Origin of the sequence: Sphingomonas eleionomae, from assembly GCF_049889035.1 — a bacterium.
In the GTDB taxonomy this organism is placed as follows: domain Bacteria; phylum Pseudomonadota; class Alphaproteobacteria; order Sphingomonadales; family Sphingomonadaceae; genus Sphingomonas.
Map to the genome: position 1 here is coordinate 124,434 of NZ_JBLTWP010000002.1, position 19,494 is coordinate 143,927.

General features: G+C 67.1%; 18 protein-coding genes. 7 read left to right on the forward strand and 11 right to left on the reverse strand.

Going from position 1 to position 19,494, the window contains the following annotated elements; all coding sequences use genetic code 11:
* The first annotated feature begins 22 nt into the window (after positions 1-22).
* Complete coding sequence (locus ACNI3Q_RS04835; protein WP_426274445.1) at positions 23-493, forward strand: RidA family protein; 471 nt, start codon at positions 23-25, stop codon at positions 491-493.
* A gap of 255 nt (positions 494-748) precedes the next feature.
* Positions 749-1,588, forward strand: coding sequence for a TorF family putative porin (locus tag ACNI3Q_RS04840; RefSeq protein WP_426274447.1), 840 nt, complete (start codon positions 749-751; stop codon positions 1,586-1,588).
* Positions 1,589-1,787: 199 nt separating this feature from the next.
* On the opposite strand, the gene ACNI3Q_RS04845 is transcribed toward ACNI3Q_RS04840, so the two are convergent.
* Positions 1,788-3,581, reverse strand: a complete 1,794-nt coding sequence (locus tag ACNI3Q_RS04845) for an aminopeptidase P family protein (RefSeq protein ID WP_426274449.1) — start codon at positions 3,579-3,581, stop codon at positions 1,788-1,790.
* 154 nt (positions 3,582-3,735) lie between these two features.
* Between ACNI3Q_RS04845 and ACNI3Q_RS04850 the strand changes: the two genes are divergently transcribed.
* Complete coding sequence (locus ACNI3Q_RS04850) at positions 3,736-5,793, forward strand: S9 family peptidase (RefSeq protein ID WP_426275613.1); 2,058 nt, start codon at positions 3,736-3,738, stop codon at positions 5,791-5,793.
* 187 nt (positions 5,794-5,980) lie between these two features.
* Positions 5,981-7,360 (forward strand): alkaline phosphatase PhoX, encoded by a 1,380-nt coding sequence (locus ACNI3Q_RS04855; RefSeq protein WP_426274451.1) that lies wholly within the window; start codon positions 5,981-5,983, stop codon positions 7,358-7,360.
* 63 nt (positions 7,361-7,423) lie between these two features.
* Here ACNI3Q_RS04855 and ACNI3Q_RS04860 read toward each other — a convergent pair whose 3' ends face one another.
* From ACNI3Q_RS04860 to hflK, 5 genes are all read right to left on the reverse strand, one after another.
* The gene (locus ACNI3Q_RS04860; RefSeq protein WP_426274453.1) at positions 7,424-7,792 is read right to left on the reverse strand and encodes a hypothetical protein; all 369 of its coding nucleotides are present in this window, start codon (positions 7,790-7,792) and stop codon (positions 7,424-7,426) included.
* 212 nt (positions 7,793-8,004) lie between these two features.
* Positions 8,005-9,648, reverse strand: coding sequence for a helicase HerA-like domain-containing protein (locus ACNI3Q_RS04865; protein WP_426274455.1), 1,644 nt, complete (start codon positions 9,646-9,648; stop codon positions 8,005-8,007).
* Between the two features lie 67 nt (positions 9,649-9,715).
* Entirely contained in the window at positions 9,716-11,224 is a 1,509-nt protein-coding gene (locus tag ACNI3Q_RS04870; RefSeq protein WP_426274457.1) for a DegQ family serine endoprotease, read from the reverse strand.
* Between the two features lie 96 nt (positions 11,225-11,320).
* On the reverse strand, positions 11,321-12,184 hold the full coding sequence (hflC, locus tag ACNI3Q_RS04875; RefSeq protein ID WP_426274459.1) for a protease modulator HflC: 864 nt from the start codon (positions 12,182-12,184) through the stop codon (positions 11,321-11,323).
* Positions 12,181-13,308 carry a protease modulator HflK gene (gene hflK, locus ACNI3Q_RS04880; RefSeq protein ID WP_426274461.1) on the reverse strand — a complete coding sequence of 376 codons (1,128 nt, stop codon included), beginning with the start codon at positions 13,306-13,308 and terminating at the stop codon, positions 12,181-12,183. The genes hflC and hflK overlap by 4 nt, the downstream gene beginning before the upstream one ends.
* A gap of 72 nt (positions 13,309-13,380) precedes the next feature.
* On the opposite strand from hflK, the gene ACNI3Q_RS04885 reads away from it, so the two are divergent.
* Positions 13,381-14,346 carry an Mrp/NBP35 family ATP-binding protein gene (locus ACNI3Q_RS04885; RefSeq protein WP_426275615.1) on the forward strand — a complete coding sequence of 322 codons (966 nt, stop codon included), beginning with the start codon at positions 13,381-13,383 and terminating at the stop codon, positions 14,344-14,346.
* Positions 14,347-14,349: 3 nt separating this feature from the next.
* On the forward strand, positions 14,350-14,784 hold the full coding sequence (locus ACNI3Q_RS04890; RefSeq protein ID WP_426274463.1) for a CoA-binding protein: 435 nt from the start codon (positions 14,350-14,352) through the stop codon (positions 14,782-14,784).
* A 6-nt stretch (positions 14,785-14,790) separates the two neighbouring features.
* Here the strand turns inward: ACNI3Q_RS04890 and ACNI3Q_RS04895 are convergent, their stop codons facing one another.
* Genes ACNI3Q_RS04895 through recF form a run of 4 tightly spaced genes read right to left on the reverse strand, consistent with a single transcriptional unit; the run spans position 14,791 to position 18,255 of the window.
* Positions 14,791-15,429, reverse strand: a complete 639-nt coding sequence (locus tag ACNI3Q_RS04895; protein ID WP_426274465.1) for an NrsF family protein — start codon at positions 15,427-15,429, stop codon at positions 14,791-14,793.
* Positions 15,430-15,431: 2 nt separating this feature from the next.
* The gene (locus ACNI3Q_RS04900; protein WP_426274467.1) at positions 15,432-15,956 is read right to left on the reverse strand and encodes a sigma-70 family RNA polymerase sigma factor; all 525 of its coding nucleotides are present in this window, start codon (positions 15,954-15,956) and stop codon (positions 15,432-15,434) included.
* 56 nt (positions 15,957-16,012) lie between these two features.
* Entirely contained in the window at positions 16,013-17,212 is a 1,200-nt protein-coding gene (locus tag ACNI3Q_RS04905) for a phospholipase D-like domain-containing protein (protein ID WP_426274469.1), read from the reverse strand.
* Positions 17,209-18,255, reverse strand: a complete 1,047-nt coding sequence (recF, locus tag ACNI3Q_RS04910; protein ID WP_426274471.1) for a DNA replication/repair protein RecF — start codon at positions 18,253-18,255, stop codon at positions 17,209-17,211. The genes ACNI3Q_RS04905 and recF overlap by 4 nt, the downstream gene beginning before the upstream one ends.
* 109 nt (positions 18,256-18,364) lie before the next feature.
* On the opposite strand from recF, the gene ACNI3Q_RS04915 reads away from it, so the two are divergent.
* Positions 18,365-18,703: an SPFH domain-containing protein gene (locus tag ACNI3Q_RS04915; RefSeq protein WP_426274473.1), complete on the forward strand. Its 339-nt coding sequence runs from the start codon at positions 18,365-18,367 to the stop codon at positions 18,701-18,703.
* Positions 18,704-18,716: 13 nt separating this feature from the next.
* Here the strand turns inward: ACNI3Q_RS04915 and map are convergent, their stop codons facing one another.
* Complete coding sequence (gene map, locus ACNI3Q_RS04920) at positions 18,717-19,493, reverse strand: type I methionyl aminopeptidase (RefSeq protein ID WP_426275617.1); 777 nt, start codon at positions 19,491-19,493, stop codon at positions 18,717-18,719.
* Between the last annotated feature and the right edge of the window lies 1 nt (position 19,494).

Here is a 19,494-nt window from a genome sequence, read left to right on the forward strand (position 1 = left end):
GCGGCATGGTGTGGCTGCGCCCATGACGCAGCGTATCGAAGCCCGCCTGGCCGAACTCGGCCTCACCCTGCCCGCTCCGGCAGCCCCGGTTGCCGCCTATGTCCCCGCCGTGATCGCGGGCGGCCTGCTGCACCTGTCGGGTCAGCTGCCGTTCGCCGCCGACGGCGCATTGATGACCGGCCGGCTGGGCGAGGATCGCGATCTGGACTTCGGACAGGAAGCGGCCCGGCGTTGCGGGCTGATGATCATCGCACAGGCGCGTGCCGCGCTGGACGGCGATCTGAGCCGTATCGCGCGCGTCGTGAAACTGGGCGTGTTCGTCAATTCCGCCGCCAGCTTTACCGATCAGCCAAAGGTGGCGAACGGCGCATCGGAACTGATGGTCGCGCTGCTCGGCGATGCCGGCCGCCATGCCCGTTCGGCGGTCGGCGTGCCCACCCTGCCGCTCGGAGCGGCGGTCGAGGTGGATGCCATCCTCGCCCTCAACGCCTGAACAGGGCCGAACCGGACCTTTCTATCCGGCCCGATCTCCCGGCGGGGCGTGTTTCGCCCGCCGGTCTTGTTGCTGCGATGCAACACCCGCATCGCGAACGTAACCCATACTGTCTTAATTCTATTGCGCAACGACGCCCGAATCGGCAATCTTGTTGCCGTCGCGTGGGATCGCACGGCCGCATTTTCGCGGAACAGATGTGACGAAACGCAGCGCAGGCGGAGCCTTACGTATGGACAAGACGAAAGGGATACGATGCGCTTCTCTCACCTCATGCTGGGCGCCGTAGCGCTCGTTGCAGCCGCGCCGGCCTATGCGCAGGAAGAAACCGAGGCTCCTTCCGAACTCACCGTATCGGGCAGCGTTGCGCTGGTTTCCGACTATCGCTTCCGCGGCGTATCGCAGTCGGACAAGGAACTGGCCGTTCAGGGCGGCGTGACCGTCAGCCATGACAGCGGCTTCTATGTCGGCACCTGGGCGTCGAACCTGGCAGGCTGGGGCACCTTTGGCGGCTCCAACACCGAACTCGACCTGTTCGGCGGCTTCAAGTTCCCGGTTGGCGAAGGCACGCTGGACACCGGTCTCGTCTGGTACATGTATCCGGGCGGCGCGGACAAAACCGACTTTGCCGAACTCTATGCCAAGCTGTCCGGCACCGCCGGCCCCCTCGGCCTGACCGCTGGCGTCGCATATGCCCCGGCTCAGGAAGCGTTGGGCAAGTGGTACAATACCGGTGCCGATGCGGCCGCCGGCGTGTTCAACAATCCGGGTGACAAGGAAGACAATCTCTACGTCTCCGGCGACGCCACCTATGCGCTTCCCGAAACGCCGATCACGCTCAAGGGGCATATCGGCTATTCAAACGGCAATTCCGGCCTTGGCCCGAACGGCACCTCGGTCGCGCCGACCGGTGAATATTTCGACTGGTCGCTGGGCGCGGACGTTGCCGTTTCCGGACTGACGCTGGGCGTGTCGTACATCGATACCGATATCAGCGCGGCGGACGGTGCCTATCTGGCCCCGAACTTCCTGACCGTCGATGGCGGCCAGATCGCGGATGCAACGATCGTCTTCTCGGTCAGCGCCGCCTTCTGATCGGCCCGGAATGAAAAAATGGGGGGCGGTCCACCGGGCCGCCCCCTTTTTTGTTAGCAGGGGCCATCGGCAGCCGGCCAAGCCGCATCCTCCGCACACGCCCATCCCGGGCAGCACCCCCACACGCTCATCCTGAGCACTACCCCAACACGCTCATCCTGAGCCTGTCGAAGAATCATGTCCCTCAGCCCGCCGGGCCTCAGATGGCGGCGCACTTTTCCGCCAGCCAGGCCCGGTCGGCCTCGTCCAGCTGCGGCCCGATCCGCGCCAGCACCTCGGCATGATAGGCATCCAGCCACGCCCGCTCTGCCACGGTCAGCAGCGCCGGTTCGATCAGCGTCCGCTCGATGGGCGCAAAGGTCAGCGTTTCGAACCCCAGCATCGGCTGTTCGCCACCCGCGATCGAACGCGGCTCGACCAGCACCAGATTTTCGATGCGGATGCCGTATTCGCCGGCCTTGTAATATCCCGGCTCGTTGGACAGGAACATGCCGGCACGCAAGGGTTCGGCCGGGCCGCCGCCCGGATAATTGGGCTTGGCGATCCGCTGCGGCCCTTCATGCACCGCCAGATAGGCGCCGACGCCGTGGCCGGTGCCATGCGCGAAATCCAGCCCCGCGTCCCACAGCGGCCGCCGCGCGAAACTGTCCAGCTGACCGCCCGTCGTCCCTTCCGCGAATATGGCAGTGGCAATGGCGATATGCCCCTGCAGCACGCGGGTGAACCGGTCGCGCATCTCCGCTGTCGGTTCGCCCACCGGCATCACGCGGGTCACATCGGTGGTGCCATCGGCATATTGCCCGCCCGAATCGACCAGATACAGCTGACCCGGCCGGATCGGCGCGTCGCTTTCCTCCGTCACCTTGTAATGCGGGCTGGCACCATGCGCGCCGGTGGCGGAAATGGTGTCGAAACTCGTGTCCTTCAAAACGCCGGTCGCCTGGCGGAACTCAAGCAGCTTCGCCGCCGCCGACAGCTCGGTCAGCTCGCCCGCAGGCGCCATCTCCTCGAACCATTTCAGGAACCGGACCAGCGCCGCGCCGTCCCGCGCCTGCGCCGCACGATGGCCGTCAATCTCGGCCTGGTTCTTCACCGCTTTGGCCAGCACCACGGGATCGCGTGTCGCGATCACCCGTGCGCCGCCCGCCTCCAGCGCGTCAAAGATGGCGGCCACACAGAATCCCGGATCGGCGACCACCGCCTTGCCGGCAAATCCGCCCAGCGCATCGGCAAAGGCTGCGCGGTCCCGCACCCGCACGCCATTGCCCAGATGGCGCAGCACCGCATCGTCCACCTTGTCCGGTGCAACGAACAGGTCGGCGGTGCCATCGGCATGAACGATGGAATAGGCGAGCGCGACCGGCGTATGCGCCACGTCGCGGCCGCGCACGTTCAGCGTCCAGGCAATCGAATCGAGCGCGGCGATCACCACCGCATCGGCTCCGCGATCGGTCAGCCAGTCGGCGATCCGCTGCCGCTTGGTGGCGGAGCTTTCGCCCGCCAGCGCATCGTCATATGCCTCCAGCCGCTCGTCCGACGGCCGCGGCCGGTCGGCCCAGATGGCATCGATGGGATTGTCGGTAACGGGCACCAGCGTCGCGCCCCGCGCCGCCAGCGCATCGCGCGCCTCGTTCACCCAGGCGCGGGTATGCAGCCACGGGTCGTATCCGATCCGCGCGCCCTGCCCGGCATGATCCTTCAGCCAGTCGGCGATGCTGGTGTCCGGCACCTGCACATACTGGAAATGCTCGCCCGACACCTGCTCGCGCACCTGCAGCGTATAGCGCCCGTCGGTAAAGATCGCCGCCTCTGCCGGCAGCACCACGGCACTGCCCGCCGACCCCTGAAATCCGGTCAGCCAGGCAAGCCGCTGCGCATAATCGCCGACATATTCGCTCATATGCTCGTCGGTCAGCGGCACGACGAAACCGTCCAGCGAAACGGCGGCGAGTTGGTCGCGGAGCGCCTTCAGGCGATCGGCGGTGGTGGACATGAGCAGGTTCCCGTTTAGAAGATGACGGGCCTAACATAGGCGGCCGGGCGTCGCACGGCCAGCGCCCAGACCGGAGCCATCCATGCGCCAGTTGTTGACCGGCATCGCCCTGATTTTCTCCGCCGCCATCCCTGCATCAGCCCAGAAAGTGACCATGACCGACGTAAAGCCGCCCGTCGCGCAGCAGCGCCCCTACAGCTACGAACGCCACGGCATCACCATCAGCGATCCGTATCACTGGCTGAAGGATCAGGGGTATCCGACCGTCGATGACAAGGATGTGCTGGAATATCTCAAGGCCGAAAACGCCTATTTCGAGGCGCAGATGGCCCCGCACAAGGCACTGGTCGACACGCTCTATGAAGAGATGAAGGGCCGCATCAAGGAAGATGACAGTTCGGTTCCGGCCAAGGACGGCGCCTATCTTTACTGGCGCGCGTTCGAAGAAGGGGCGCAGTATCGCAAATGGTGGCGCCGTCCGGTGGCGGGCGGTGCGGACGAACTGATCCTCGACGAACCGGCGCTTGCCGAGGGGAAGGAATATTTCAGCCTCGGCGCGATCGAGGTTGCACCCAACGACCGGCTGATGGCCTATGCCACCGATACCAACGGTTCGGAACGCTACACCGTTCGCATCCGCGACCTGTCGACCGGACAGGATCTGCCGGACGTCATTCCGGGCATGAAATCCGCCATCGTCTGGTCGGCCGATTCATCGGGCTTCTTCTACGGCAACGCCAATGACAGCTGGCGGACCGACACGATCTTCTACCACCGCCTCGGCGACGATCCCAAGAATGACCGGGTGATCTACAAGGAGGCGGATGACGGGTTTCAGGCCGGCATCGGCATGACCCACAGCCGCAAGTTCATCCTCATCGAAACCGGCGATCAGGTGACGAGCGAAATCCGCCTCATTCCGGTGGACAAGCCCGATGCCCAGCCGATCCTGGTCCGTGCGCGCCAGCCGGGGGTCAGCTATTCGGTGGAGGAGCATGACGGCACGCTGTTCATCCACACCAACGATACCGACACCCAGTTCCGCCTGGTCACCGCCAGCCTCGACAAGCCCGGCGAGTGGAAGGAACTGATCGCCCCGTCCAAGACCTTCTACATGACGGACGTCAGCACCTTTGCCGACTTCTTCGTGGTGGAGGGGCGCGAGAACGGCCTCGATCAGGTTTATCTCCACCGCTATTCGGGCGGCGCGCCCACGCGCATCGCGTTTGACGAGGCAAGCTATGTCGCCGGCCTTGACGAAAATCCCGAATATGATGTCGACACGCTGCGCCTGAACTATCAGTCGATGGTCACGCCCGGTACGGTGATGAATTATCGCCTGTCGGACGGCGAAAAGACGGTGCTGAAGGTTCAGCAGATTCCGTCCGGCTATGACGCCAGCCAGTATGAAACCGAACGGCTGATGATCCCGGCCCGCGACGGGACGCAGGTGCCCGTGTCGATCGTCTACAAGAAAGGGTTCAAGCGCGACGGCAGCCAGCCGCTGCACCTCTATGCCTATGGCGCCTATGGCTATGCCATCCCGCCCGGCTTTTCGACCGGCCGCCTGTCCCTGCTCGATCGCGGCTTTGCCTATGCCATCGCGCATATCCGGGGCGGCGATGACCTTGGCTATCAATGGTATCTCGACGGCAAGCTGGAAAAGCGCACCAACACCTTCAACGATTTCGTCGATGTGGCGCGCGGCCTGATCGAACGCGGCTATACCTCGGCGGGCAAGCTTACGGCTTCGGGCGGCTCGGCGGGCGGCGAGCTGATGGGCGCGGTGGTCAATCAGGCGCCGGAACTGTTCGGCGCGGTCGCCGCGCACGTCCCCTTTGTCGACGTGCTCAACACCATGCAGGACGAAAGCCTGCCGCTCACCCCCGGCGAATGGCCGGAATGGGGCAACCCGATCACGGACAAGGCGGCGTTCGAACTGATCCGCAGCTACAGCCCCTATGACAATGTGACGGCAAAGGCGTATCCGCCGCTGCTGATCACCGGCGGCCTCAACGATCCGCGCGTCACCTATTGGGAACCGGCCAAATGGGCGGCAAAATTGCGCGCGACCAAGACGGACCAGAACGTCCTCCTGCTCAAGACGAATATGGGCGCTGGCCATGGCGGCAAGTCGGGCCGCTTCGAATCGCTGCGCGAGGATGCGGAGGAACAGGCATTCCTGCTGTGGCAGCTGGGCCTGACCAACTGACACGGTTTGCGATCAGGCGGCATCCAAGCTCGCTCGTCCCGAGCCTGTCGAAGGACGAAACCCGCCAGCAGCCCCACCTCCCTCTCCCGTCTGCGGGAGAGGGAAGGCGCGGAAGATTGAGCGTTTTCCGCGCCAACCCGCGCGCCTGTCACTTCAATGTCACCCAATCAGATAATAGATCATCGCCATGACCTTCACCCCCTCCCGCCGGCAGTTCGGGGCCGGCCTCGCCTCCCTTGCCTTTGCCGGCTTTGCCGCGCGTACCGGCCTTGCCCAGGATGTCCGCTATCGCAGCGAAGTGACGGGATATGGCCCGCTGGTCCGCGATCCCGCCGGGCTGCTCGATCTGCCCCAGGGCTTTTCCTATCGCGTCCTGTCGGAACTGGGTCAGCGGATGGACGACGGGTTTCGCGTGCCCGATGCCGCCGACGGCATGGGCCTTGTCCCCCTTGGCGCTGGCCGTGTTGCCCTGATCCGCAATCATGAGCTCAAGGACAGCGCGATCGAGCGCGGCCCGACCGGCGGGGACAAGGCGCTGATCGACCGGCTGGCCCGCCTGTCGACCTATGACGGCACCCTGCCCGGCGGCACCTCCACCCTGATTGTCGACACCCGGACCAACCGGCTCGTCAGCCAGCATCTCAGCCTGGCGGGCACCGCCGTGAACTGTGCGGGCGGCGTCACCCCCTGGGGCAGCTGGATCAGCTGCGAGGAAACGGTGGCACGCGCGGGCGACGGGCGAACGCGCGATCATGGCTGGGCGTTCGAAGTGCCGGCCAATGCCCGCGGCCTGTCCGATGCGGTGCCGCTGACCGGGCTTGGCCGCTTCAAGCACGAAGCCGCCGCTGTCGATCCGCGCACCGGCATCGTCTATCTGACCGAGGATGAGCAGGAAGGGCTGTTCTACCGCTTCCTGCCCAATGTGCGCGGGCGGCTGTCCGCCGGCGGCCGGCTTCAGGCGATGGGCTTTGCCGATGCGCCCCAGGGCGGCGATGGCCGCAACTGGGCGGGATCGCGGCCATGGACGCCGGGATCGTGGAAGCGCGCGGTGTGGATCGACGTCGATGGCGCCGACAATCCCGATGGCGACCTGCGCCTGCGGATGCACAAGGCGGGGGCCGCCCGCATGGCCCGGCTGGAGGGGGTGCATTTCGGCAAGGACGAACTCTATTTCACCTGCACGTCGGGCGGCGCGCGCAAATGCGGCCAGATCATGCGCTATGTCCCCAGCCGCCACGAAGGCCAGCCAGGCGAGCGCGACGATCCCGGCATGATCCAGCTGTTCGTCGAATCCACCGATCCCTCCGTGCTCGATTTCGCCGACAACATCACCCTTGCGCCCTGGGGGCATCTGGTGGTGTGCGAGGACAAATATGTCGAAAACCCGATGGATTGCCTGCGCGGCATCACGCCAGAGGGCAAGGTCTATGCGCTGGCTCAGGTGCGGATCGACACCGAACCGGCCGGCGTCTGTTTCTCGCCCGATGGCCGGACGCTGTTCGTGAACATCTATTCCCCGGCCAAGACGCTGGCGATCACCGGCCCGTGGAACAGCTTTCGCGCATGACAAACCGGCCGCCCCTGCCGGGGGGCGGCCGTTCTTGCTGACCCGTCGGGGTCAGCGGGCGGATCAATAACCGCCCGCGCCGCGGTACCGCGACGGAATGGCTACGGCCAGATCCTCCTCGACCGTCACCGTTCCGCGCCGCAACAGGACGCCGCGCTCTGCCATTTCCTTGCGGAAATCGCCCTCGGCATCGGCAACCTCGCGCTCATATTCGGCATAGGCCTCGATCCGGTCCGAATCGCTGTCCGCACTGCGCAGGTCGCTTTCCAGCTCGCGCTTCGCTTCGGACAGGTCCGTCTTGTAATCCAGGTAATGCGAATTGCTGTCGCTGAAGATCGCGGCATAGCGGTCGCCCCGCTGGTGCTCGCCCGCCAGTGCGGGAACCGAAATCAGCATCGTCGCCGTCGCAGCGGCAGTCATCAGACTCTTCATGGCGTGCTCCTTTCGCCGTTCGCTGAACTCTCTGATGGTCCAACGGATACCGACCGGATTCTCATCCGCGCCCTGTCGTCAAAATCGGTCGCTCGCGGGTCGATGCGCCCCGGAACAGGGATGGACGCCCGGGCCGATACCGGCTCATGCCGCCGGATCGCCCCGACGGCCCCGAATCCGCACCCGATCCCGCGTTCGGCGCGGGGGCGCCGCTATCCCCTGAACAGTCCGCCCAGCACGCCGCGCACCAGCCCGCCGACGATCCCGCCGCTCTTGGACCGGGATGACCCGAAAATCGCCTTGGTCACCTCGTTCGCCACCTGCCGTCCCACGGCCGAACTGGCCGATCGGGTCGCGCTGGTGACGGCCTTGGTCCACGGGCTGTCCGCTGCCTCGCGCGCGGCGGCGCGCTCTGCCCGCTCCTGCTCCTTGGCCGCCGCGATGCGGGCACGTTCCTGTTCCTTGGCGATTCGCGCCTCGACCTTGGCCCGTTCTGCCTCGGCCTTGTCCGCTTCCGCCTCGGCCTTGGCGGCGGCAGCAGCGGCCTTGGCCTCCGCCATCTTGGCATCCAGCAGCTCGGCGGCCGATTCCCGGTCGATGGGCGTGTCATATTTGTCGCCGACCAGATCGACGGTCAGCATGATCGCCCGCTCCTTGGCATCCAGCGGCCCGACACGCGACCGGGCCGGCGCGATCAGCGTGCGCGTCACCGGGCTGGGCGACCCGTCGGGCTGGAGGAGGGAGACGAGCGCCTCCCCGACCTTCAGCTCGGTGATCGCGGTTTCCACATCCACGCCGGGATTGGCGCGGAACGTCTCTGCCGCTGCCCGGATCGCCTTCTGCTCCTTGGGCGTAAAGGCGCGCAGCGCGTGCTGCACCCGGTTGCCCAGCTGGCCCGACACACTGTCCGGCACGTCGATCGGGTTCTGCGTGACGAAATAGACGCCCACGCCCTTCGACCGGATCAGGCGCACGACCTGCTCGATCTTGTCGACCAGCGCGTCCGGCGCATCGTCGAACAGCAGATGCGCCTCGTCAAAGAAGAAGACGAGCTTCGGCTTGTCGGGATCGCCCATCTCGGGCAGCGTCTCGAACAGTTCGGACAGCAGCCACAACAGGAACGTGGCATAGAGCCGCGGGGACGCCATCAGCTTGTCGGCGGCCAGGATGTTGATGACGCCGCGCCCCGTGTCATCCACCTTCATGAAATCAGTCAGGTCCAGCGCCGGTTCGCCAAAGAAATTGGCCCCGCCCTGCGACCGCAGCTGAAGCAGCTGGCGCTGGATCGCACCCAGGCTCGCCTTGCTCACATTGCCATATCTGGTGGTCAGCTCGTCCGCCCGCTCCCCGCAATGGACCAGCATCGCCTGCAGATCATCCAGGTCGATCAGCAGCAACCCTTCCTCGTCGGCCAAGGTGAAGGCGATGGTCAGAACGCCTTCCTGCGTTTCATTCAGACCCATCAGCCGCGACAGCAGCAGCGGCCCCATCTCCGAAACCGTCGCGCGGATGGGGTGCCCCTGTTCGCCGAACAGATCCCAGAAGGTGACGGGATTGTCGGCATAGGCATAATCGGTGATGCCAATCTCCGCCGCGCGCGCGGTGAACGGCGCATGGGTCTTGGCGGTGGGCGATCCCGCCATCGCCATGCCCGACAGGTCACCCTTCACGTCGGACACGAACACCGGCACGCCCGCCTGGCTCAGCCCCTCGGCCATGCCCTGCAACGTCACCGTCTTGCCCGTGCCGGTCGCGCCCGCGATCAGCCCGTGGCGATTGGCGCGCTTCAGCACCAGCGATTGCGGATCCGCGCCCCCCGGCCCGGCCCCGATGAACAGAACACCCGCATCGCTCATGGCAAAACCCCTTCCCATCGGTGGATGGAAAGGGGTCTAGCGCGAATTTTCTGCTGCGTCAGCCGGATCAGCGGCCGATGTTCACCGCAATATATCCGGTCACACCGCCGCGCCGCTGGACATAGAGCAGCACGTTGTTGCGGCCCGCCGACTTGGCTTCGTTGACGATGCGGGTGATGTCCGCCGCAGAGGCGACGGGCGTGCGGTTGACCGTGACGATCAGGTCGCCGCGACGCAGGCCCTTGGACGCGGCATCGCTGGACGGGTCGGCGGAAACCACCACCACGCCCTTTGCCTCGGCCGGCACGCCGATGCTGCGCGCGATCGACGGCGTCAGCGGGGTGACATTCAGGCCCAGCGACGCCGAACCGTCCTGCTGCGCGCCCTCGTCCGGCATCCCGCCCTGTTCGGCATCGGGATCGAACCCGGCGATCTGATCCTCCGGCGGACGGGTGCCGACCGTGGCGGTCAGCGTCTGGCGCTTGCCGTCGCGGATCAGCTCAAGCTGCACGCGCTCGCCCGGCTTCACCGCCGCGATCAGCGACGACAGGTTCTGCTCGGGCGTCACGTCCTTGCCGCCGACCTTGACGATCACATCGCCCTGCTTGATCCCGGCCTTGTCCGCAGCCTCGCCCGGCTCGACCCGCTGGATCAGCTCGCCGCGATCCTTGGGCAGGCCCATGGCATCGGCGATATCCGGGGTCAGCGGCTGGATGCCGATGCCCAGATAGCCGCGCTGCACCGACTGACCCTTCATCAACGTCTGGACGATGGGGCTGGCCTGTTCCGCCGGAATGGCGAAACCGATGCCCACATTGCCGCCGGTCGGCGACAGGATCTGGCTGTTGATGCCGATCACATTGCCGCGCAGGTCGAACAGCGGGCCACCGGAATTGCCCCGGTTGATCGACGCGTCCGTCTGGATGAACTTGTCGTAATTGCCCGCGCCGACGCGATTGACGGCCGAAATGATGCCGGCTGTCACCGATCCGCCCAGGCCGAACGGGTTGCCGATCGCCACGACCCAGTCGCCGACCCGCGACTGGGTGGAATCGCCAAATCGGACGAAGGGCAGGTTGGTGCCCTCGATCTTCAGTACCGCCAGGTCCGATGCCGGATCGCGGCCGACGACGCGCGCCGTATATTCCTTGCGGTCGTTCAGCGTGACGGTGATCGATTCGACCGCCGCGTTGCGATTGCCCTCGGCCGAAATGACGTGGTTGTTGGTGACGACATACCCGTCGGCGGAAATGATGAATCCCGATCCCAGCGACTGCGCCTCGCGCGTCACCGGGCGGCCGCCCTGCCCGCCGCCGAACAGGTCGGCGAACGGTGTGCCGGCGAACGGGTTGGCGTTCACCTGCACCCGCTGGGTGGTGGAAATGTTGACGACCGCCGGCTGCAGCCGGGCGACCATGTCGGCAAAGCTCATCGGGGCGCCGGCCTGGGGGGCCTGGGCCTGGATTGCGCCGGGTTCGTTCTGGGCGGTTTGCGCGCCGACCGGGCTCTGCATGGCGAGCGTCGCGGCCGCACCGCCCAGCAACAGGGCGGAAGTGATGGCGTATGTGTAACGCACGGTTCGCTATTCCTCTCAATTGGACCGGTCTGGGGAACCGGTCACTGTACGGTTAAGCCAATCGTCGCTGAACGGCGATTGAATATGAACGGTTCGTCAGCGTTGGCCGCGGCCCTCGAACTGGCGAAGATACTCATTGTCGGGCGACAGGATGATCGCCGTCTCGCCCGTGGTGGTGTTGCCGTCCGCGCCGAACGTGCGGCGATAGGACTGCATGGCCCGCCAGAAATCATAGAACTGCGGATCCTTGCCGAACGACTGGGCATAAACCTGCGCAGCCTGCGCCTCTGCCTCGGCCCGCACGATCTGCGCCTGCTTGAACCCCTGCGCCTCGATGGTGCGGGCTTCCTGCTGGCGGGCGGACCGCATCCGATTGAGCGCGCTGTCCAGCGGGCTGCCGCTCGGCAGTTCCGCCTGCTTGATGCGCACGTCCACGATCTCCGCACCGAACTGGCGTGCCTGCCGGTTCAGCGCGACCTGGATGTTCTCCATCACCTGACCCCGTTCGGGGCTCAGCAGCGTGGCAAAGGGCCGCTTGGACAATTCGTTGCGCAGCGACGATGCCAGGATGGTGCGCAGCTGCTGCCGCGCGCCATCCTCGGTCCGCACGGACACCACCATCTGCAGCGGATCGACGATGCGGAACCGGGCAAAGGCATCGACCTGAAGCCGCAGCTGGTCGATCGACAGCACCGGCTGGTTGTCCAGATCGATCGACAGGACGCGCTTGTCGACCCAGACCACCCGGTCAAAGAACGGCAGCCGGGCAAAGATGCCCGCGCCGGTGGAACCCAGCGGCTGTCCCTCGCGATACGGGTTCACGACGCCCACCGGCCGCTGCAGCCGCAGGATCACGGCCTGCTTGGTTTCGGGAACGACCGCGATCGATCCGAACAGCAGCACCACGACCAGCACGGCCAGGATGCCGATGGCGACGGGATTGCGATACCAGGCGGTCATTGTGCGCCTCCCTGCGGCTGGGCAGGCTGGGCCGGGGTCGCAGCGGCAGCCGGGTTCTGCGCCTCTGGCGGCGGGTTGTTCTGCCGCCCCTTCACCGCGGGCAGCGGCAGATAGGGCGCAACGCCCGGCGTCTCGACGATCGTCTTGTTCGATCGTGCCAGCACTTCCTCCATCGTCTCGTAATAGATGCGGCGACGCGTCACGTCGGGCGCGGCGCGATACTGCTCGTAAATCTTGTCGAACTGCGCGGCGTCGCCCTGGGCGCGGGCAATCACCTGCTGGGCATAGGCGCGGGCATTGTTGACATTGGCCTGCGCCTGCTGCTGCGATGCGGTCACTTCCTTGAACGCATCATCCACGGCCGCCGGGGCAGTCGCCTGATTGACGGCAACGCCCAGCACTTCGACGCCCGAACGATATTCGTCCAGCATCGCCTGCATCCGGTTCTGAACGTCGACCTCGATCGCGCCGCGACCGTCACCGATCGCCTGGTTCAGCGAGACATTGGCGATCGCCGCGCGCATGGCGCTTTCCGCCGCTGCCTTCACCGTTCCCTCGGCATCCGCGATCTGGAAGGTGAAGTTTTCGGCGCTCTTGATCCGCCAGCGGACGGTGTAGGTGACATCGACGATGTTCTGGTCGCCGGTCAGCATCAGGTTCTCGGCTGTGCCGTCGGGAAAGCGTTCCTCGCGCACCCGGTCCACGTCCACCGTCTCGACCAGCATGATCGGCGCCGGCGCCGTCACCTGCACCCCGGGGGTCAGCGTCTCGTAATATTTGCCGAACAGCGTGACCACGCCGCGCTCCTGCGGCCCGATCGAATGCAGGCTGGTGAACACGACATACAGGCCCAGCACCAGCGCAGCGATCAGGACCCAGATATTGCGGGTGATCGTCACCGGCAGTTTCGGGCCGCCCCCGCCGCCGCGCGTCCGCTTCAGGAACTCGTCGAGCGAGCTCGCATTGCCGCGCGGGCGTCCGCCGCCGGGCGGGGGGCTCCACGGATTGCGGGGTGGCTCGCCGCCGGAACCGCCGCCTCCGCCGCCATTTCCGCCCCACGGGCTCTTGCCGCCGTCATTGTTGAGGATTCCGAAGCGCGGCTTCCAGCCGAAAATGGTCTTCATTCCTCCTTTATAGGCAGGCTTGCGGCGAATTACAGTGGCAACACGCACATGACCGACTATCTGCTCGCCGACATGACCGATACCGCTGCGCTTTCCGCCCTGATCGCCCCCCTTGCCGCCGGCCGGGCCACCGTCCGGATCGACGGCGCGCGGGCGAACATCGTCCTAGACGTCACCGGGCTGGATCCCGCCACGCGCGACGCCCTGGCCGCCGATGTCCGCGCCGCCGCGCTGGGGGCGCCGGGCATCGACGATGTGCGCGTGCTGCAAACCGCAGAGCGGGTGAACCGCCGCCTGATCGCGGTGGCCAGCGGCAAGGGCGGGGTCGGCAAATCCACCGTTTCGGCCAATCTCGCCATCGCGCTGCATCGCGCGGGACACCGCATCGGCCTGATCGATGCGGACATTTATGGCCCGTCCCAGCCCCGGCTGATGAGCGTGGAGGGCATCAAACCGCAGGCGCGCGACAAGACGCTGATCCCCGTCCCCACCCCCTATGGCGTGCCGCTGCTCTCGATGGGCCAGCTGGTGGCAGAGGGTCAGGCGATCGCCTGGCGCGGGCCGATGGCGGGCGGCGCGCTGGGCCAGCTGGCCGATGGCGACTGGGCGGGCACCGATACGCTGATCCTCGACCTGCCGCCCGGCACCGGCGATGTTCAGCTGACGATGATCCAGAAACACCGTCCGGCCGGCGCCGTGATCGTCTCCACGCCTCAGGATCTGGCGCTGATCGACGCGACCCGCGCGATCGACCTGTTCAACAAGGCGAATGTGCCGATCATCGGATTGATCGAAAACATGGCGGGCTATGCCTGCCCCCATTGCGGCGAAGTGTCCGACCCCTTCGGCTCCGGCGGGGCACAGGCGGCGGCGGAGCGGCTGGGCATCCCGTTCCTTGGCCGCATCCCGCTGACGCTGGCCATCCGCACCGGTTCCGATGCGGGCCAGCCCCCGGCCGCCGGAACCGGGGCGGAGGGCGCGGTGTTTCACCAACTGGCGGCCCGTGTCAGCGACTGGCTGGCCCAGCAGGGGAAATGAACCATGCCGATCATCGATGATGCGGGGAAAAAGGCGCTGCTCGACGGCGTGACCACGATTGCGCTGGTCGGCGCGTCGAACAAGCCGGATCGCGCCGCCTATGGCGTGATGGGCGCGCTCATCGACTGGGGCTGGCACGTCATCCCGGTCAATCCCGGCCTTGCGGGCCAGACGATCCATGACCAGCCGGTCGTCGCCAGCCTGGCGGACATTGCCGAGCCGGTCGACATGGTCGAAATCTTTCGCCACGCCGAAGCCGCCGGCGCGGTCGTGGACGAAGCCATCGCCATCGGCGCGAAATCGGTGTGGATGCAGCTTGGCGTGGTGAATGACGAAGCCGCCGCCCGGGCGGAGGCCGCGGGACTGGCGGTCGTCATGGACGATTGCCCGATGCGCGCCGTCCCCCGCGCCGGAGTGACCGTCCCCAATCGCCGCTGACCGGCCCTACCAGCGGATCAGCCGGGGCACCGCGATCCGCCCGGCAACCGCGCTCGCCGTCACCGCCGCGCCGTACCACATCGCGATGTAATGCACCGAATTCTCGCCGCAGTGCAGGCTGTAGGCCAGCGTGCCGAACGCGCCCGCCGCCAGCCCGGTCAGCCATCCCGCCCGCGCCGGATTGACCACCGCTCCCTGCCTCAGCCACAGGATCATTGCCGTGCCGATGGCCAGCGCGCCCGACAGGCTCAGCCTCAGGCAGTCGCGCGCCGCGCCGTTCATCACCGCTTCCATCGGCACCCGGCCCTCGTCGATCATGCCGACCACGCTGGCCAGCGGGAACAGCAGCGCCGCCGCCAGCATCCACATCCATCCGCGCTGCGCGCCCCCGATCCCCGGCCGCGCCATCGCCGTCACCGCCTTCAGCGTGGCAAGGCCCAGCAGCAACAGCGTGCCCGACCGCAGCACGACGATGGGCAGCGGCCGCATCGCCGCGATATCGGCCCGGATGCCGCTGGTCAGCGCGATGATCACCGCCACGGCGGCAGCCAGCATCAGCCCCAGCATCATCCCCTGCCCCGGCCGCATCCGCCGGACGGGGGTCAGCCCGTCGACCAGTGCCTCGATGTTCAACGCCTCACGCATCGTCACTCGCTCTCGATCAGTGTGGCGAGCCGTTTCAGCCCGCGATGGATGTTCACCTTGACCAGCGGCACGGACTGGCCCGCCTGTTTGGCGGCCTCCGCAACCGACAGGCCGTCGATCTTGACCAGCCGGATCGCCAGCGCCTGGCCGGGGGGCAGCATCGCCAGCATCCGGTCGATGCCGATCGCGGCCATCACCGCCGCCTCATGATCCGCCACCGACAGGTCGGCGGGCAGTTCGGTTTCGTCGGCGCGATAGCTGCGCCGCAACTGATCGACCCAGCGATAGCGCGCGATCGCCGCCAGCCACGGCAGATACGGGCGCGCCGGGTCGTATGTCGCCCGCTTGCGGTGCACGGACATCAGCGTCTCCTGCACCAGGTCGTCGAGCAGCCCGGGCGCGATCCGCCGCGCGAAATATCGCTCCAGCCATTTCCGGCTGGCCATCAGCACATCGCGATACGCTGCCTTGTCGCCGCCCTGCGCCAGCGCCATCAGCCGCGCCAGCGTCTCGTCATCGGCGGTCATCGGTATTTCAGCGGCACGCACATCTGCCCCCCTGTTCGCGCGCAGCCGCCGCCGGGTTACACCGCGCCTCGATCTGACCGGGACAGGTGGGCGCGCGTGCGCTCGCCCCATCCGACCAGCCGGCGCGACACGATGGGGTCCAGCACGCTCATCCCGAAATAGGCGATAGCCTGTCCGATCCGGCGGGGCAGCGTGGATCGCGCCTTGTGCATCGCCGCCGTCACCTCCGCCGAATCGGCGACCTCCCCGTCGATATAGGCGCGGACATGCGCGGCAAACGCCGCATCCTCGATGCGCAGCATCACCTCAAGGTTCAGGAACAGACTGCGGAAATCGAAATTGGCCGATCCGATATGCACCGCATCGTCGATGACCAGCAATTTGGTGTGCAGCTTGGTCCGCCGATATTCAAAGATCCGCACCCCCCGCCGCAGCAGCCCGGCATAGGTAAAGCGCGATGCCCAGATCGCGGCCCAGTTGTCGGTGACGGACGGCAGGACGATGCGCACCCGCCCGCGCCTGCCCGCCTTGCCCAGTCGCCGCAGCATCGCAGGGCCGGGGGCAAAATAGGCCGCGATCATGTCCACCCGCCGCGCCCGCCGCATCGACCGCTTTACCGCGCGGGCCCAGGGGGACAGCCGCCGCGTCGGCCCGCCCATCAGCCATCGGACCGCCCCCTCCGGCTCGCTCCAGTCGGCCAGCAGCCGGTTCAGCGCCCGGATCGGCGCACGCGGCCGGGCGGTCCATTCGGCCAGCCCCGCGAAATAATCGGCCAGCCGCGCCGCCGCCGGCCCCTGGACCCACAGGCCCAGGTCGCGCCACGCGCCCTTGTCGGCCAGCCCGAAATAATCCGCCTTGATGTTGAACCCGCCGACGATCACCCGCGCCCGGTCGGCAATCGCGAACTTCTGATGATTGCGCAGCAGGTATTTGCGGCCCAGCTTGGGGATGAACACCCGAACCACGCCGCCCGCCGCGATCAGCGGACGAAAGAAGTCGCGGTCGGATGCCGGATCGCTGCCCAGGCCATCGACGATCAGCGTCACGGCCACGCCCCGCCCGGCCGCGCGCACCATCGCGTTCAGCACCGCCGCGCCCGCATCGTCCGGCTCGTAAATATAATACAGCACGTCCAGCCGCTCGCTGGCCCCATCGATCAGGTCGATCAGCGCGGCATAGCGGCGCGGGCCGGTATCCAGCAGCCGCAGCCGATGCCCCGCCACCTCGAACTCCGGCTGCTCCGGCGGCTCGGTCATCCCCCGATCCGGACCCAGCTTGCCCGATCGCCCAGCATGACAAAGGGCGCGGTTTCCGTCCCCGTCATCCACACCTGCCCCCGCCCGGCCAGCCGCTCGAACAAAGCGGCGCGCGCATGGGGATCCAGATGCGCCGCCACCTCGTCCAGCAGCAGGACCGGCGGCGCGCCCCGCCGTTCCTCGACCAGCGCGGCATGGCCCAGCATGATCGACAGCAGCAGCGCCTTTTGCTCGCCGGTCGAACAATTCGCCGCCGCCTGCCCCTTGCCCAGATGGGTGACCGACAGGTCGACCCGGTGCGGCCCCTCGATCGCGCGGCCCGCCGCCGCATCGCGCGTCCGCCCGCGCCGCAGGATCGCGGCCAGATCCGCCTGGCTTTCCCATCCCTCCAGCACCGCCGACATTGCCGGAAACCGGTCGGCGGGCGCCTCGGCCAGCCGCTCGCCCAGCATCGCCACGGTCGCAGCCCGCGCCGCATGAACCGCCCGGCCATGCTCGGCCATCCGCGCCTCCAGCGCATCCAGCCATTGCGGATCGGCCGGCCGCTCGTCCGCCAGCAACCGCCCGCGCTGACGCATCGCCGCCTCGTACCGCGTCACCTCGGTCCCGTGGCGCGGGGCCAGCGCCAGCGTCAGCCGGTCCAGGAACCGCCGCCGCTCCGACGCCGCCTCGACGAACAACCGGTCCATCGCCGGGGTCAGCCACAGAACGCTCAGCCATTCGGCCAGCGCACCGGCGGGCGCATTGGCGCCGTTCACGCGCACGATCCGGCGTTCCGGCGCGCTCGCCGCCGTGCCCGTGCCGACCCGCGTGCCGCCATCCAGTTCGGCGGTCACCGCGAAATTGCCCGGCCCCCCGTCCCGCGCCATGGCCGACAGCGCGGCCCGGCGCAGCCCCCGGCCCGGCGCCAACAGGCTCACCGCTTCCAGCACATTGGTCTTGCCCGCCCCGTTGTCGCCGGTCAGCACGACGAAGCCGGCACCGGGATCCAGGTCCAGCGCGGCATGATTGCGAAAATCGGTCAGGGTCAGGCGGGACAGCACGGGGGGCAGCGTTACGCCTCGTTCATTTCATCGGGAACCCCAAACGCATCAGCGCGCTTTTCATTTCCCCGGCGCATCGACTAAAGCTGCACCGACAGGAGAACCTCGCATGATCCGCACCGCCCTGATCCTCGCCACCCTGACGCTCGCCGCCTGCACGCCGCAGACGCCGCAGGAAAAACAGGCTGACCAGCTGCGCGACGAGGCTGCGGCCCGTGCCGAATCGGTGATGGCAGAGGCGGGCAACGTCACCGCCGGCATGGAAAGCCAGGCAGAGGCGCTGATGAACGAGGCGGGCCAGATGGGCACCTATGAGGCCAAGCGGCTTCAGGTCCGCGCCGACGCGCTGAAGCGCGAGGCCGCCGTCGTGACCGATCAGGCAGAAGCAAAGGCCCGCGCCATCAAGGCCGAGGGCGAGGCAAAGGCGAGCGCCGTGCTGGCGCAATGACGGCTTCGGGCCGCTACGCCGCGGCCTTCGCCATCCGCTCGTCCTTGCGCAGGGTCAGCACCTCCGCCCCGGTGCGCGTCACCGCCACGGTATGCTCGAACTGCGCCGACAGCCGGTCGTCGTCGGTCACCACCGTCCAGCCATCGTCCAGCGTTGATACGCGCCGGGTGCCCTGATTGATCATCGGCTCGACGGTGAACACCATGCCCTCGCGCAGCATCATGCCGGTGCCGGGCCTGCCGAAATTCAGCACCGACGGCTCCTCGTGCATCTCCCGCCCGATGCCGTGGCCGCAATAGTCGCGCACCACCGAATAGCCGTGCTTCTTCGCGTGCCGTTCGATGGCATGGCCGACATCGCCCAGATACGCGCCCGCGCGCACCGCGCCGATGCCCTTCCACATCGATTCCTGCGCCACCTGCACCAGCCGCCGGGCGTGCGGCGCGACGTTGCCGACCATGTATGTCTTGCTGGAATCGGCGATGAACCCGTTCTTTTCCAGTGTGATGTCCAGATTGACGATATCGCCGTCGCGGATGATCGTCGCTGCATCGGGCACGCCATGGCACACCACATTGTTCACCGAACTGTTGAGGACATAGGCAAAGCCGTACTGCCCCTTGCTCGCCGGTCGCGCGTGCAAGTCATCGGTGATGAACCGCTCGACCCGGTCGTTGATCGCCAGGGTGGACAGGCCGGTCAGGTCCATCCTGTCCAGCATCTCGAACACCTGCGCCAGCAACCGGCCCGATATCCGCATCAGGTCCAGTTCGGCGGGCGTCTTGATCAGA